The organism is Pueribacillus sp. YX66 (assembly GCF_041725775.1).
Taxonomy (GTDB): domain Bacteria; phylum Bacillota; class Bacilli; order Bacillales; family UBA6769; genus Pueribacillus.
The window spans coordinates 1-14372 of sequence record NZ_JBEUEL010000047.1; the positions used below are offsets into that span (position 1 = coordinate 1).

Consider the following 14372-nt stretch of genomic DNA (forward strand, 5'->3'; position numbering starts at 1 on the left):
CTAAAAAGGATTCCAAAACCTTTCGTGAAGCTGTTAAAGCAATCTTTCGATTCTCAGATATTCAATTAGCTAGAGCAGAGAAAAACGAACTGTTACGTGCCTACGCGGACAATAAAAAGTATGAGAAAGCCTGCCAAAAACTAGATGAAGGATTTGAAGATGCTTTTCAATACACCGTCGTTGGTAAGGGGCACTCCCGATTAAATAGCACAAATTTGATTGAGCGTTTAAATCAAGAAATTCGCCGACGAGAAAAAATTATTCGTATCTTTCCGAATATCGCATCAGCGAATCGGCTAATTGGAGCTATTCTCATAGATATCCATGAAGAGTGGCTGAGTTCTCCCAGAAAGTATATTCAATTTTGAATGAAAATTGTTGGGGTACCCCCAACAATCAATCTTGGGTTAAAAACATGGTAAAGCAATTTACATAAGATCATGGACTTGACTCAAAAAACCTCGTTTAAGTCTCGATTTAACGAACATATTTTAGGCAGTTTACATAGGATAGGTTGAAATAGTAAAGAAGGAAGTGAGAAAGATGTACTTTGCACCGAATATGTATTTTCATCCTCACTATGCAAACGGGGGCCCGTTTCTTAATTATGGAAATGCCCCATATCAAGGAATAGATGACATGGGGCAATCGTATCCTTTGGGACGGCCAACAAAGGATAGGTTAAGTAGGGATCATGGGAACCGTCCATTTGTTATAAATATTCATAAAGCCGCAAGTAGAAACCGGACATTTCGAACGGCGATATGGACAGGGAATCACTTGCAAGTTACGTTGATGAGTATAGGAGTAGGTGAAGATATCGGCTTGGAAATGCATCCTCATGTTGATCAATTTCTCCGCATCGAACAAGGTCAAGGCATTGTTCAAATTGGTAATACACAAACAAATTTAAGTTTTGTTAGAAGAGTGTTTGATGATGATGCAATTTTTGTTCCCGCTGGAAAGTGGCACAATGTTATTAACATTGGTCATACTCCTTTAAAATTGTATTCGATTTATGCACCACCAGAGCATCCATTTGGTACCGTTCATGTAACTAAAGCTGATGCAATCGCTGCTGAACATTCATAAGTACTTTTTATGTTAAAGGTTAAAAATACACGTTAGAATAATTGAAAAACATTAAAGCCAAAATCTACAAAAGCTTATAATCGGATTATCTTAAGGTTATAAGCTTTTTTATTTATTTATTTACTAAATGAGGTCTTTATAGTAATGAGTGCAATTGTCCTCGGTTTCATGCTATGATAGACTGGAACTTTCGTTCGTGTTTGTGAAAGGGAGAGACTTACATCGTGGCAATTGGAGCACAACCATTTTTAAAGTGGGCTGGGGGGAAACGTCAACTCCTTCCAGAAATTCGCAAATATATTCCGAAATACTATGATACGTATTTTGAACCGTTCGTTGGAGCTGGTGCGGTTCTTTTTGATCTGCAACCGCAGAAAGCAGTGATTAACGATATTAACTTTGAGTTAGTTAATACATACAACGTGATTCAAAAGCATGTTGAGGAACTTATTGAAGCGTTAAGAAAACATAAAAATGAAAAAGATTATTTTTATGCGATTCGAGATTTAGATCGATCGGATGAATTTAAAAACTTATCGATGATTGAACGTTCAGCTCGAATGATCTATTTAAATAAAACATGTTTTAATGGTTTATTTCGGGTAAATAGTCAAGGTCAATTTAATGTTCCCTTTGGTAAATACAAAAATCCGAAAATTGTAAATGAAGATGTTTTACGAGCAGTGAACCATTATTTAAAAGCAAACGAGATTACGATATTAAATGTCGACTTTGAAACAGCTGTAGCTGATGCAAAAGAAGGCGATTTCATCTATTTTGATCCACCGTACGATCCGTTATCAGAAACGTCATCGTTTACAGGTTATAGTTTGGATGGTTTCAACCGCGAAGATCAATTACGTTTGCGAGACTTGTTTGTTGAGCTACATGAACGGGGCTGTTATGTGTTATTAAGCAATTCAGCGACAGATTTTATTAAAGACATTTATGCGGATTTTCATATTGACGTCGTTTCTGCAAATCGCAATATTAACTCGGTTGCATCAAAAAGGGGGAAAATTGACGAGGTGCTGGTGAGAAATTATGAGTGTGACCAATAAAGCTTGGGACGTGCTTTTCGAGCGTCACAACATTCTTCAGTTTATCGAACAACACGGCTATTTCATTATTCAAGCGAAAGAAATTAAAAAAGAGCGTGAGCCGAGGCTAATGGCAAAGTTTGACCATTCGAAACATTTGCCGAAGCTTTTTAAAGAGAATGGATTGTCTATTTTGCCTATTTCTCGTTCAAGTTATATTATTGGTGAATTTGATGCGTATGAGAAAGTAGAATATGATAACTCAATTAAACCTGAACAAATCAGTTTTCCTCCTGAAATTACGACGATTGATCCGACGAACTTGTATTCAGAAAGTTCAGCCCTTCATTGTGCATTTGTGACAGGAATGATTGAGGATGTTCTCGGTGAGAAGGCATTTCAAACGATTTCGGGGCGAATGTCATCGCAACAGTTTGATTTTAATATTCGGATGCGAAGTGGTTTTGACCATCAAATTACTATAAAAAATTCACAAGTGGAAATTGATGGCGGTTATGAAAGTATAAGTCAATTTATGCTTATTGAAGCAAAAAATCAGAAGGTTGAAGACTTTCTTGTTAGGCAACTTTTTTATCCGTACCGATTATGGAAACGGAAAACGAATAAACGGGTGAAACCGATTTTTTTTACATATTCAAATGATATTTTTAGTTTCTTTATTTATGAGTTTTTAAACGATGAACGTTATAATTCGTTACAGCTTGTGGAGCAAAAAGATTATATCATCGCTCATGAGCATTTAACATTTGAAAATATCATTGATCTTTTTAAACAAACTAACGTTCAGCCGGAACCTAAATTTCCGTTTCCACAAGCGGATTCATTTCCAAGAGTTGTCGATTTGTTAAGTTTGCTCATGGGACAAGATCTAAGCAAGCATGATATCACATTAAACTATGACTTTGACGACCGGCAAACAAATTATTACACGACGGCAGGCATGTATCTTGGTCTCATTGAAAAATATACAAATGATGACCGGCAAACGATGTTCACATTAACACGAGCAGGAAAACGATTGATGGGGCAGAGGACGAAAGAAAAATTTCTTAAACTTGCTCAACTTATATTTGAACATAAACCGTTCAATCAGGTTTTTGCAGAATATTTGAAAACGAATCGATTACCATGCAAGCAACGGGTTGTTGAAATTATGAAGAACTGCCAGCTATATAATCTTCATGCAGATAGTACTTATTATCGCCGTGCACAGACGGTGTTAAGCTGGATTAAATGGATTGTAGAATTGCCGAAAACATATTAAAAGTTCTAGGAAAATTCACACGCTTCAGCTAGTCATAATCGTCATGAGTTTTTTGTTATAGTAGCGACTTTTGCGCTTTTTTTGCTAGAAGTATCGGAGTATTGAGTCTTTTCGACAGGCAATTGCAAGCAGTACTTATTCGTTTGCTATGCTTCATTCTCAAAGCCCGTGTTGTTCTTAAACTTTCCCGTTTTTTTGAAAGTCGATTTAGATTTGTACTTGTGATAATTCAACTATATATTTAGTGTTTTCTCCCTATAGAAATAGAAATGGCCTGTTAGTTATAATATGTAAATATACAGTTAAAAAGCTGTCGGAGAAAGATTTTCGACAGCTTGAACGTTAGTTTAATGATAAAATTCGATATCAATTTTCTTTTTATCGTCTTTCATTAATTTAGGCATGCGTACTTCGAGTACACCATTTCGATAAGATGCTTTTACTTCTTCATGACTCACACGGCTTGGCAGAGTTACGGAGCGGTGAAAACGGCCAACGAAACGTTCCTGCCGGTGAACATTTTCTTCTTTCGTTTCTTTTGAACGATTCATCGTTCCGCTTATCGATAGTCTATTATCTTGAATGTCGATATTGAGATCTTCTTTACTTTCAAGACCTGGAAGATCACACGTTGCAATGATTTCGTTTTCTGATTCATGAACGTCGACTCTTATTCCGCTAAAGTGCTTATCAAAACTAATTGTAGAAGCAAAGTCAAAGTCTGAAAAGAAATTCTCAAAATTTTTGCGCATATTTACTAATTGTCTAAACGGATCATATGGGGTGAGAGTCATAGGGGAACATCCTCCTTTATAGTCTTTTGGTCACCCTTACTATTTCCTCAATTTTAAAAAATAAACATTGTTTTCACATGATAGATTGCATGTCTTTATAAATTTGTGTTATTATGACAAAAAGGCAGAATAATTAGACATTTTACATCTAAGTATAAACTAGGATAAATTTTCAAAAACTATACAAAGGGGAGATAAGATGTTTAAGAAGAAACATATCTTTTTGTCCATGCTGTTACTTTTAGTCTTAGCACTTATGACAGCATGTGGTGGCGGAGATGATGATGGTGCAGCAGATGATGATAAAGGCACTCCAGCTGATAGCGATGGTACCATTGATTTGCTTATGGGAACAGGGAGCCAAGGCGGTACATACTTCCCACTAGGTGCGGAGATGGCTAACGTATGGAACAATAATATTGAGAATGTAAACGTAACATCGACAGAATCTGGTGCTTCTGTAGAAAACTTAGCGAAAATTTCAAATGGTGAATTTGACCTTGGTATGACTGTTAACCTTCCTGCATATGATGCATTAGCTGGAACAGGCGACTTTGAAGGGAATAAGGTTGAAAACTTTGCGTATATTGGACACATTTATCCTGAAGTGCTTCAAGTCGTAACACGTGAGAGCACGGGCATTAATAGCATTGAAGATTTAAAAGGGAAACGAGTTGCAATTGGACCACCTGGAAGCGGAACACAGGCTGCAACGATCATGGTACTTGAAGCGTACGGCTTAAAAGAAGGCGATTATGAAGCGTATCAAGAAGGCTTTGGTGACGCAAAGTCAAAGCTTCAAGACGGAACGATCGATGCTTCATTTGGGCTTCTTGGACTTCCTGATGCGGGAATTGATGAGTTACAAGCGTCGGTGAATGATGTAAAGTTTTTACCGATTTCAGATGAAGCGATTGAGTATATCGAAGAGAACAGCGGTTATTCTGCGTATACGATTGAAGCAGGGGCGTATGAGTGGCTAGAAGAAGATATTCCAGCTGCTTCAGCTTTTGCGGTTCTCGTCGCGAATACGGATACAGTCGATGATGATTTAGCATACCAGCTTGCAAAAGTGATGCTTGAAAATTCTTCTGAAAACACTCATCCTCAAGCAAAACATATGACGGAAGAAAATGCACTGAACGGACTTGGTGATTTACCATTGCATCCAGGTGCAGAAAAATATTATCAAGAAATTGGGATAAGATAAGTAATCTGTTTTACTTAAAGGGCCAGACACTCGGTGTCCTGGTCCTTTTTTTAACAAGTAGCATACTTCTAAGAGGTAAAAAGGGCGGGTGATTACTTGAAAAAGTGGTTTAAAAAAGAACGAGAAGAGGAAAATGATGTAAAAGATGAGGACTTATCCGTAGATGAAATATTAGAAAAGTATGACCGCGAAAGTACGTATCGCAGGAATCTTGGAAAATGGTCTTGGGTTGTGTTTTTTCTTGCAGTATCTTTAACACTTTTCCATTTATTTACCGGCTTTCGTGGAGCTTTTGAAGCACGTATTCAAGGACCGATTCATCTTGGTACAGCATTAGGACTTATTTTTTTGCTTTTTCCAATTAAAAAAGGGTTGCAACGTAAGCAAAAAGGTGTTCCGTGGTATGATGCTATATTAGCTTTTATCGCTCTCGGTGTCGGATATTATAACGTCGTTTTTTACGAGGAGCTCGTTAGCCAAAAAATTGTTTTCGGTTATACATCGTTGGACTACATTGTCGCAACATTGGGGGTTCTTCTCGTGCTCGAAGCGGCAAGGCGCTGTGTAGGTTTGCCGATTGTGATTGTTGCAGGAATTGGAATTTTATACGCGTTGTACGGGAACTATATTCCGTCGAAAATGTTTGCGCATCGAGGATTTGATTGGGGAACGTTAGTAACAGACTTATATTTAACGACAAAAGGAATTTATAGTACACCTATTCAAGTATCTTCAACGTTTATTTTTCTATTTTTACTTTTCGGTGTAATGTTAATTCGGACTGGCGTTGGACAATTTTTTAATGATTTCGCTTTTGCGCTTACTGGTCGATTTACAGGAGGTCAAGCGAAAGCGGCGGTTGTTGCAAGCGGATTGCAAGGAATGGTTTCTGGAAGCTCGGTTGCGAATACAGTTGGCTCAGGTTCATTTACGATTCCGATGATGAAAAAAGCTGGCTATAAGCCGGAGTTTGCAGCTGCAACAGAAGCGAGCGCTTCAACAGGTGGCCAAATCATGCCTCCGATTATGGGCGCTGCTGCGTTCATCATGGCTACGTACACAGAAATACCGTATAGCCATATTATGCTTGTTGCCATTATTCCAGCTACACTTTATTTTTTAGGAGTTTTTTTCGGGGTTCACTTTGAATCGAAAAAAAGAGGAATTGTTGGTTTCTCAAAGGATTCACTGCCGAGAATCGGTCAGTTAATGAGGGAACGAGGCTATTTAATTTTACCGCTTGTCGTTATATTTTATACGTTATTAACAGGTCGGACCCCAATGAGGGCAGCATTAATCGCGATTTTAGTTTCTTTTTTAGTTAGTTTAATTCGAAAAGAGACGCGAATGTCGATTTGGGGTGTTTTTAAGGCATTTGAAGAAGGTGCACGAACGGCATTACCGGTTATAGCCGCTTGTGCAGCTGCAGGCATTATTGTTGGTGTCGTTGTTCAAACAGGTCTAGGAGGAAGAATTGCAAATGGAATTATTGCTCTAGGTGGAGGAAGCTTAATTTTTACACTCTTTTTTACGATGATCGCATGTTTGATCTTAGGTATGGGATTACCGACAACGGCAAACTACGTTGTTACTGCAACGATGGCTGCCCCTGCTTTAGTGCTAGGCTTAGACGTACCTGTACTTGCCGCTCATTTCTTCGTCTTTTATTTTGGAATCGTTGCTGACATTACACCACCAGTTGCTTTAGCAGCTTATGCGGGAGCGGGATTAGCGAGGGCGAATCCATTTATGAGTGGAGTGACGGCCTTTAAGTTAGCCACAGCTGCCTACATTATTCCGTATATGTTTGTATTGAATCCACAATTATTGTTAATTGACGCTGAATGGATTCCAACGTCAATCTCAGTTATTACCGCTGTCATAGGCATGATTGGCATAAGCAGTGGTTTGATGGGCTACTTTATTCGAAATGCTTACATATGGGAGCGATTTGTATTATTTACTGGAGGATTAGCTTTAATCTTTCCGGAAAATGTAACAGATATAGTTGGAGTTTCGGTGATTTTAGGCGTCTTATTTATTCAATCACGCCGTCCGAAAGATATTATTGAACGTCCGCGCATGTCACTTAGTTAATCTTTTTTATTTAGGCTTGTGAACGAGATCAGTTGTTCACGAGCCTATTTTTGTTCATTTTCATCTCAATATAACGTAAGTTAACATTGGAGAGTAATTTTTTTGCTACTTTATGAAATATTTATTACATTTCACTATCATTTTGAAAAACAATTGCGTATAATGAAATAAAACTAACATAAATTAAAATAATGAAATTCAAATTTCAAAATCAAAAAAGGGATGTGTGGAATGGGCAAACAAGTCGTTGTGCCAAATGTAATTTCTAAGAACATGTCACGGTCGGTAGAAGCGTTTGAAGAGGCTAAGCAAGTTATTCCGGGCGGAGTAACCGCAAACATTAAGTATTTTCAACCGCATCCGATCGTCATGGAGAGGGGGAAAGGAAGTCGATTAATTGATGTAGACGGTAATGAGTATGTTGACTATTTATTATGTTATGGAGCGCTTATTGCAGGGCATGGGCATCCGAAAGTAAATGAAGCGGTTGTAACTTTTTTACAGTCAACAGGATCTGTTTTTGGAGCACCTCATCAATTAGAATTAGCGATGGCCCAAAAATTATGTGAACTATTCCCAAGTATTGATATGGTTCGCTTTACAAATTCAGGACTTGAAGCAACTTTGCTAACGATTCGGCTCGCGAAAGCGATAACCGGGAAACGAAAAGTTGCAAAATTTGAAGGTCATTATCACGGCGGGTACGATCAAATGCTTATAAGTGTGAATCCAGATGTAATGAACGCTGGTCATGAAACAATTCCTCGATCTGTTCCTGATTCAAAAGGAATTTCAGATTATGATCTTGAGCATACGATCGTGTTGCCGTTTAACAATATAGCTGAAACCGATCTAATTTTGCGGAAGCATAAAGACGAGATTGCAGCTGTCATTTTAGAGCCTGTTCAAGGAGGATATATTCCAGCTGATGAGCATTTTATGTATCAGTTACGTAAAATAACAGAAGAGTTAGGGATTTTGTTAATTTTTGATGAAGTTAAAACCGGATTTCGTCTCCATTTAGGAGGAGCGCAGTCAGTTTACAACGTAAAACCTGATTTAACCGCATTAGGAAAAGTACTCGGTGGCGGTTTCCCGATTGGTGCGGTTGGAGGAAAAAAAGAAATGATGGAAATCATGTCACCTGAGCGCGGAAATGATATTTTAATTGCAGGTGAAAAAAACAAGCGATCTGACGACATCATGTTTCATAGCGGGACGTATAACGGTCATCCGACGGTACTCACTGCGGGTCTTGCCACGATTGAAGTGCTTGAGGAAGGTGACACGATGCGAACTCTTCTCAAAAATTCAAAAATGTTAAGAACGGAACTCGAATCATTATATCACCGTTACAACATTGATATGCAAGCGATTGGTATGGGGAGTATGTTTAACATTGTCTTATCAAATGAAAAAATTAGTAACTACCGTGACATGGGTAAAGCAAATGTTGACTTAAGAAAACGAATCGATTATGAGTTATTAAAATTAGGGATTTATACGAAGCCGATGAATCGCTATTCCTTATCTGTTGCTCACACAGAAAACGATATACATGATACAATAGAAGTACACGAACATGTCATTAAAAAAATACGTTAGTAACAACAGGCTCCCACTTTTTGTGGTAGCCAACTTTTTTAATGGAAGGGATAGCGAATGGTTGATGTGTATCGATACATTTCAGAAAAAGTAAATGAAATGAGTAAGTCACAACGAAAAATTGCTCTCTATATTTTAAGTAATACCGAATCTGTTCCTTTTTTTAATGTTGGGCAACTTGCAAAAATGGTAGGGGTTAGCGAAGCGACTGTCGTTCGCTTCGCAACTTTCCTTGGCTACGAAGGTTACCCTGAATTTCAACGGGCCATGCAGGAAGCGGTAAAAAAACAGTTGACGACGGTTGAACGGTTAAAGCTGTCTGATGATGTCTATGACAAAGAAGATAAAGCGATCTATGAAATGTTTAATGAAGACGTTCAACGAATTCAAATGATGGCTGAACAGTTAGATCTTGCGAAATTTCATGAAGCGGTAGACGCCATTATTCAGGCGAATCGGATTTTTATTATTGCAAATCGAAGTGCAGTTTCTGTTGGATCGTTTTTAGAATTCTATTTTGACCTCATGTTTGAAAATGCTGAACTTATCCGTAATCCACATGGAATTTCTGAAAAGTTGTTTCGAATCGATGAAAATGATGTCGTCATTGGATTAAGCTTTGCTCGGTATACGAAAAATACTGTCGAAGCCGTTTCGTTTGCAAAAGATCGCGGAACGAAAGTGATCGCGATTACAGATAATATGCTTTCTCCTTTAATTCCATATGCTAACATTGCGTTATGTGCAAGAAGCGATATGCCATCGTTTATCGATTCTTTCGTTGCGCCATTAAGTTTAATTAATGCACTCATTACAGCCGTCGGTAGAAAAAAACGTGTTGAAATTGAGCAACATCTAGAAGAACTAGAAGACGTTTGGGAACGGTTCAGTATATTTAGCCCTCAATAAGTTGAGGAGTATAATCGCCTCCGTGTAACGAACAAAACATATCTGCGATGGCATGAAGCTGTGCCGTAGCGTTAGATGCTTTAACGGAAGGCAATAGATAGACGATATGTAAACCATTTTTCGTATTTTCGGAAACACTCGCCCGTTTCGAATCGACAAATGGACTTCCAAATGCACCTTTATCGTCACGTAGCATAAGTTTGTTTGTTAAATTGTATATCCGTCCGTTTAATGCTTCGTATTCATCTTGTTTAGCACCGATATCAAGTTGAACCGGTGTAGCAAGTTTGTCCAAATCGTACATTCCGAAAGGAATTTTGTATTGTAAAGATAAAAGGTTTGTCACATCTACCGCAGAATTAATAGATTGAATGAATTTTCCTTTCGTTACCCTTCGCAACAAAGCTTCTGCTGAATGACGATATCTTGACGGATCGATTCCGAACGTTTTTACGATCGTTCGCCACTCCTGAATAGCTGAGTTCTCGGCTACTTTTTTTCCTTCAAATTCAAATTTTAAATGCTCTTGAAATAAATGAAAACGCCCACGAAGCATTTGAGGTGAAGAACTTACAACGATGTTGTTATAATGAATAACACCAAGTTTAAAGCGTGGAACGTGTTGAAAAATTGCTCTTGAAATTGAAACATGAACCATATCGTGACCTCCTTGTCGCCTCATCGTTACTAGCAAACATTTTAACATACGATCACTCTTTTGATGAAAAGGAAGGAATGCTTGATGTCGTTAAACATGCTCAAACAAGAAATAATTGAATATAGTAAAACAATCGGGATTGATAAAATTGGATTCACGACAGCGGATCCGTTCGTTGAGCTTAAGGAGCGACTTCGTACGCAGCAACAATTAAATTATCAGTCAGGGTTTGAAGAGCAAGATGTTGATAAACGTACCGATCCAAAACTCATTATGCCTGAAGCAAAATCGATTATCTCTATTGCATTAGCCTATCCATCAAGATTGAAAAAAACGCCAAAAAATGAGAAGCAAAATCGCCGCGGATTGTTTGCAAGCGTTTCATGGGGTCGTGATTATCATGTCGTTCTTCGTGAGCGGTTAATTAAACTTGAAGCTTTTATTAAAGAACGTGTGCCTTTAGCAGTCACAAAATCTATGGTCGATACAGGAGAGTTGTCTGATCGTGCCGTTGCGGAACGAGCAGGACTAGGATTTGTCGGAAAAAATTGTTCACTCATTACACCAGAGTTTGGTTCATATGTATATTTAGGTGAGATGATTACGAGCCTTCCGTTTCCACCTGATGAACCCATTTTAGATTCATGTGGATCATGCAACAAATGTGTCGAAGCTTGTCCAACAGGAGCACTTGTTCAAGGTGGCCAACTTAATGCGAAAAAATGTTTAGCATATTTAACGCAGACGAAAGACTTTCTCCCCGATCAATATCGTGACACGTTAGGCAATCGACTATATGGAATGGATAAATGCCAAATCGTATGCCCACGTAATCAAAATAAAAACTTTTATTTGCATGAGGAGTTTGAACCAAATCCAGAACTTGCGATGCCTCCATTAAAACCGTTATTAAAAATAAGCAACCGAAAATTTAAAGAAACATTTGGAACTGTATCGGGATCATGGCGAGGGAAAAAGCCAATCCAACGAAATGCAATCATTGCTCTTGCCTATTTCAAGGATGAGACGGCACTCGATGATTTAATCGATGTGATGAAAACGGATCCTCGTCCAGTTATTCGGGGGACGGCGGCATGGGCCATCGGTAAAATTGGTGGTCAAAAAGCGATTTTAGCATTAAAAACGATGGAAACGGTAGAAAATGATGAAGAAGTGTTGCAGGAAATAAAAAAAGGTCTAGCTATCGCAAAAAACAAGCTAACAAAAGAGTCGCCTTCTCGCTCGTAATTTTATACAATATGGAAAGTACTTTACTAAGTAAAGAGGGGATTGTTTATGGAGTCTAAGACGAGACTACAACTGTTTTATACTGAAATGGAAAGTCCGCTAGGTCCTTTAACACTATTCGCCTCTGAAAAAGGGCTTTGCTCAATCGAATTCGGCAAAGTAGAGCAAGCAATGCTGAAAATGAAAATGAATAAACATTTTTTGAAACACGAGTTTACGCATAACGATGAAAAGTTATCAGACGCAATGAAGCAACTTAAAGAATATTTTTACGGGAGACGAACTTCGTTTCAATTGCCGTTAGATTTGCGTGGAACACCGTTTCAATTGAAGGTGTGGAATGAGTTGCAACATGTTCATTATGGTGAAACGATGAGTTATAAGCGAGTTGCTGAATTAATTGGAAAGCCTAAAGCCGTTCGGGCGGTTGGAGGTGCGAATAACCAAAATCCGATTCCAATTATTATTCCATGTCACCGTGTAATCGGATCAAATGGTGCATTAGTCGGTTATGGTGGAGGGATTGAAAAAAAAGAGTTTTTGTTAAACTTTGAAAAACAGTTTTTAAATGAATATTCGTCTTAAAACAGGAACCTGAATTTGGTTCTTTATTTTTTTGAATAGGCAAAAGTCAAGCTCCTCCGTCATAAAGTGGAAGGTAGTTACAGTTTGAAAGGGGAGGAGTATTCATGGATTGGATAGAACAGCTGAAAAACTGCTGGATCGACCGTAATGACTTCATTGTAAACGATAAGCGAGTGGATACTTTTCAGAAGCTTGAACAGGATGCACATGAACGAAAAATATTCCAACTTCGCGATCGTAACGTGAAAATCGTGAAAGCGACCTCACGTGTACAGATCGGAGGGTTTCAATCTGTTGATGGTAAAGATATCGTTCGTTATGGGATACATCATCAATGGCTCATGAAGCAAAAGGAACATTTTTATATTGAGGAGCGGATAGAAGAACGAAAAGCGATGTTTCAGCATGAGCAGTTAATTGAAGATTGCGTGTACAATGAAAAAATGTCGGATGCTGAAACAAAAGGAGAGAGTGAGGAAGAGATTATCCGTTCTGTCCGTTTTTCGTATAATCGTTTACAAGCTGTCCAATATGCAGAACGATGGTGGAATGATTATAATCCTGCTTACCGTAAATTTGATGTCGATTGTACAAATTATGTATCACAATGTTTACATGCGGGTGGTGCGCCGATGAGGGGCTATTCAAATCGTTCTCAGGGATGGTGGTATCAAAATGATACTTGGAGTTACAGCTGGGCAGTCGCTCATGCTTTACGCTGGTACTTAGGTACATCGAAAGCAGGTTTGCAAGCAAATGAAGTAAATCGTCCTGAACATCTGGAACTTGGAGACGTTATTTGCTATGATTTTGACGGGGATGGAAAGTGGCAACATAATACGATCGTCGTTGCAAAAGATCAAAACAATATGCCACTTGTCAATGCCCATACAACGAATAGCCGTATGCGGTATTGGGCGTACGAAGATTCGACGGCGTATACCGATCAAATCCAATATAAATTTTTTCATATTCGTGATGGGTGATGGGGTGAAATTGTGGGGATACATGTCGTTTTATATCAACCAGAAATTCCAGCAAATACGGGTAATATTGCACGAACGTGTGCAGCAACGAATGCAGTGTTACATCTTATACGGCCACTTGGGTTTTCAACTGATGATAAAATGTTAAAACGAGCAGGACTAGATTATTGGAAGTTTGTCGATGTGCGTTATTATGATTCGTTAACTGAATGTTGTGAGAAAAACGAAGGGGAATTTTACTATTTAACAAAATTTGGAACATGTAAACATACGGATTTTAATTATGAAGATTCGAGTCGCGAATATTATTTTATTTTTGGGAATGAGACGAGTGGTTTGCCTAAAGAAGTCATTGAAAATAATCGTGAACGTTGTTTACGGTTGCCGATGACTGATTCTGTTCGTGCATTGAATTTATCGAACACTGCTGCGATTATTGTCTATGAGGTTCTTAGGCAACAAGGTTACCCAAACGTACGATAAAGGTAAAAAAACGACCTTTACATGGTCGTTTTTTCTACTTCTATGTTATTTTTTCTTTAAACCTGGGCGTTCGTTATAGCCTGCAGTAAAAATAGCAGTAAGAAAAGCAAGACAGACGCCTAAAATTAAAATAAAACTCATGTCATGTTCCTCCTTGAACAGCGATTGTATAATGCCGTATGTATAATCTAGTCTATATTATAGCGCAACGGAAACAGAAAGTGAACCTTTCAATACCGTTGAGATAAACTTGTCAAAAAGGGGATGTATTTCCATAAAGAACACGTATATTACAAGTCATTTTAAAGTGGACCCCATCGTCAAGACAACTTTTTTATAAATTTAAGGTGCATTGAGTTTTGCTCCTTCCTATCTTGCCA

14 protein-coding genes are annotated in these 14372 nt (G+C 38.2%); 12 read left to right on the plus strand and 2 right to left on the minus strand.

The annotated features are described in order from the left end of the window. The 4 genes from ABU914_RS14380 to ABU914_RS14395 form a co-directional block, all read left to right on the plus strand. The coding region (locus tag ABU914_RS14380) for a transposase (protein WP_379670398.1) at positions 1 to 368 on the plus strand (368 nt) is incomplete at its 5' end. Between the two features lie 271 nt (positions 369 to 639). Continuing rightward, on the plus strand, positions 640 to 1092 hold the full coding sequence (locus ABU914_RS14385) for a cupin domain-containing protein (RefSeq protein WP_379670410.1): 453 nt from the start codon (positions 640 to 642) through the stop codon (positions 1090 to 1092). 221 nt (positions 1093 to 1313) lie between these two features. Then, positions 1314 to 2153 (plus strand): DNA adenine methylase, encoded by an 840-nt coding sequence (locus ABU914_RS14390; RefSeq protein ID WP_379670411.1) that lies wholly within the window; start codon positions 1314 to 1316, stop codon positions 2151 to 2153. Continuing rightward, positions 2137 to 3417, plus strand: coding sequence for a type II restriction enzyme (locus tag ABU914_RS14395; protein WP_379670399.1), 1281 nt, complete (start codon positions 2137 to 2139; stop codon positions 3415 to 3417). Before ABU914_RS14390 ends, ABU914_RS14395 begins: the two co-directional genes overlap by 17 nt. Before the next feature lie 347 nt (positions 3418 to 3764). Here the strand turns inward: ABU914_RS14395 and ABU914_RS14400 are convergent, their stop codons facing one another. Next, the gene (locus tag ABU914_RS14400) at positions 3765 to 4211 is read right to left on the minus strand and encodes an Hsp20/alpha crystallin family protein (RefSeq protein ID WP_379670400.1); all 447 of its coding nucleotides are present in this window, start codon (positions 4209 to 4211) and stop codon (positions 3765 to 3767) included. A gap of 199 nt (positions 4212 to 4410) precedes the next feature. Between ABU914_RS14400 and ABU914_RS14405 the strand changes: the two genes are divergently transcribed. The 4 genes from ABU914_RS14405 to ABU914_RS14420 all read left to right on the plus strand — a co-directional run bounded on the left by ABU914_RS14405 (position 4411) and on the right by ABU914_RS14420 (position 10032). Next, the gene (locus ABU914_RS14405) at positions 4411 to 5421 is read left to right on the plus strand and encodes a TAXI family TRAP transporter solute-binding subunit (protein ID WP_379670401.1); all 1011 of its coding nucleotides are present in this window, start codon (positions 4411 to 4413) and stop codon (positions 5419 to 5421) included. Positions 5422 to 5517: 96 nt separating this feature from the next. Beyond that, on the plus strand, positions 5518 to 7518 hold the full coding sequence (locus ABU914_RS14410) for a TRAP transporter permease (RefSeq protein WP_379670402.1): 2001 nt from the start codon (positions 5518 to 5520) through the stop codon (positions 7516 to 7518). A 231-nt stretch (positions 7519 to 7749) separates the two neighbouring features. Beyond that, the gene (locus ABU914_RS14415) at positions 7750 to 9123 is read left to right on the plus strand and encodes an aspartate aminotransferase family protein (protein WP_379670403.1); all 1374 of its coding nucleotides are present in this window, start codon (positions 7750 to 7752) and stop codon (positions 9121 to 9123) included. A 57-nt stretch (positions 9124 to 9180) separates the two neighbouring features. Then, positions 9181 to 10032, plus strand: a complete 852-nt coding sequence (locus tag ABU914_RS14420; protein ID WP_379670404.1) for a MurR/RpiR family transcriptional regulator — start codon at positions 9181 to 9183, stop codon at positions 10030 to 10032. Here ABU914_RS14420 and ABU914_RS14425 read toward each other — a convergent pair. Further along, a complete protein-coding gene (locus tag ABU914_RS14425) occupies positions 10019 to 10690 on the minus strand; it encodes a B3/B4 domain-containing protein (RefSeq protein ID WP_379670405.1) in 672 nt (223 codons plus the stop codon). The two genes, ABU914_RS14420 and ABU914_RS14425, sit on opposite strands and share 14 nt — an antisense overlap. An 84-nt stretch (positions 10691 to 10774) precedes the next feature. Here ABU914_RS14425 and queG point away from each other — a divergent pair, with 84 nt between their 5' ends. From queG to trmL, 4 genes are all read left to right on the plus strand, one after another. Next, positions 10775 to 11938 (plus strand): tRNA epoxyqueuosine(34) reductase QueG, encoded by a 1164-nt coding sequence (gene queG, locus ABU914_RS14430; protein ID WP_379670406.1) that lies wholly within the window; start codon positions 10775 to 10777, stop codon positions 11936 to 11938. Positions 11939 to 11986: 48 nt separating this feature from the next. Beyond that, positions 11987 to 12523, plus strand: coding sequence for a methylated-DNA--[protein]-cysteine S-methyltransferase (locus ABU914_RS14435; protein ID WP_379670407.1), 537 nt, complete (start codon positions 11987 to 11989; stop codon positions 12521 to 12523). Between the two features lie 104 nt (positions 12524 to 12627). Continuing rightward, positions 12628 to 13509, plus strand: coding sequence for an amidase domain-containing protein (locus ABU914_RS14440; protein WP_379670408.1), 882 nt, complete (start codon positions 12628 to 12630; stop codon positions 13507 to 13509). A gap of 12 nt (positions 13510 to 13521) precedes the next feature. Then, positions 13522 to 13992 (plus strand): tRNA (uridine(34)/cytosine(34)/5-carboxymethylaminomethyluridine(34)-2'-O)-methyltransferase TrmL, encoded by a 471-nt coding sequence (trmL, locus tag ABU914_RS14445; RefSeq protein WP_379670409.1) that lies wholly within the window; start codon positions 13522 to 13524, stop codon positions 13990 to 13992. The last annotated feature ends 380 nt before the right edge of the window (positions 13993 to 14372 follow it).

Excerpts from the sequence above, each read along its gene's own strand:
- ABU914_RS14405 (WP_379670401.1), top strand. The coding sequence starts at position 4,411 with ATGTTTAAGAAGAAACATATCTTTTTGTCCATGCTGTTACTTTTAGTC.
- ABU914_RS14400 (WP_379670400.1), bottom strand. The coding sequence starts at position 4,211 with ATGACTCTCACCCCATATGATCCGTTTAGACAATTAGTAAATATGCGC.
- queG (WP_379670406.1), top strand. The coding sequence starts at position 10,775 with ATGTCGTTAAACATGCTCAAACAAGAAATAATTGAATATAGTAAAACA.
- ABU914_RS14435 (WP_379670407.1), top strand. The coding sequence starts at position 11,987 with ATGGAGTCTAAGACGAGACTACAACTGTTTTATACTGAAATGGAAAGT.
- ABU914_RS14385 (WP_379670410.1), top strand. The coding sequence starts at position 640 with ATGGGGCAATCGTATCCTTTGGGACGGCCAACAAAGGATAGGTTAAGT.
- ABU914_RS14425 (WP_379670405.1), bottom strand. The coding sequence starts at position 10,690 with ATGGTTCATGTTTCAATTTCAAGAGCAATTTTTCAACACGTTCCACGC.
- ABU914_RS14395 (WP_379670399.1), top strand. The coding sequence starts at position 2,137 with ATGAGTGTGACCAATAAAGCTTGGGACGTGCTTTTCGAGCGTCACAAC.
- ABU914_RS14420 (WP_379670404.1), top strand. The coding sequence starts at position 9,181 with ATGGTTGATGTGTATCGATACATTTCAGAAAAAGTAAATGAAATGAGT.
- ABU914_RS14415 (WP_379670403.1), top strand. The coding sequence starts at position 7,750 with ATGGGCAAACAAGTCGTTGTGCCAAATGTAATTTCTAAGAACATGTCA.
- ABU914_RS14440 (WP_379670408.1), top strand. The coding sequence starts at position 12,628 with ATGGATTGGATAGAACAGCTGAAAAACTGCTGGATCGACCGTAATGAC.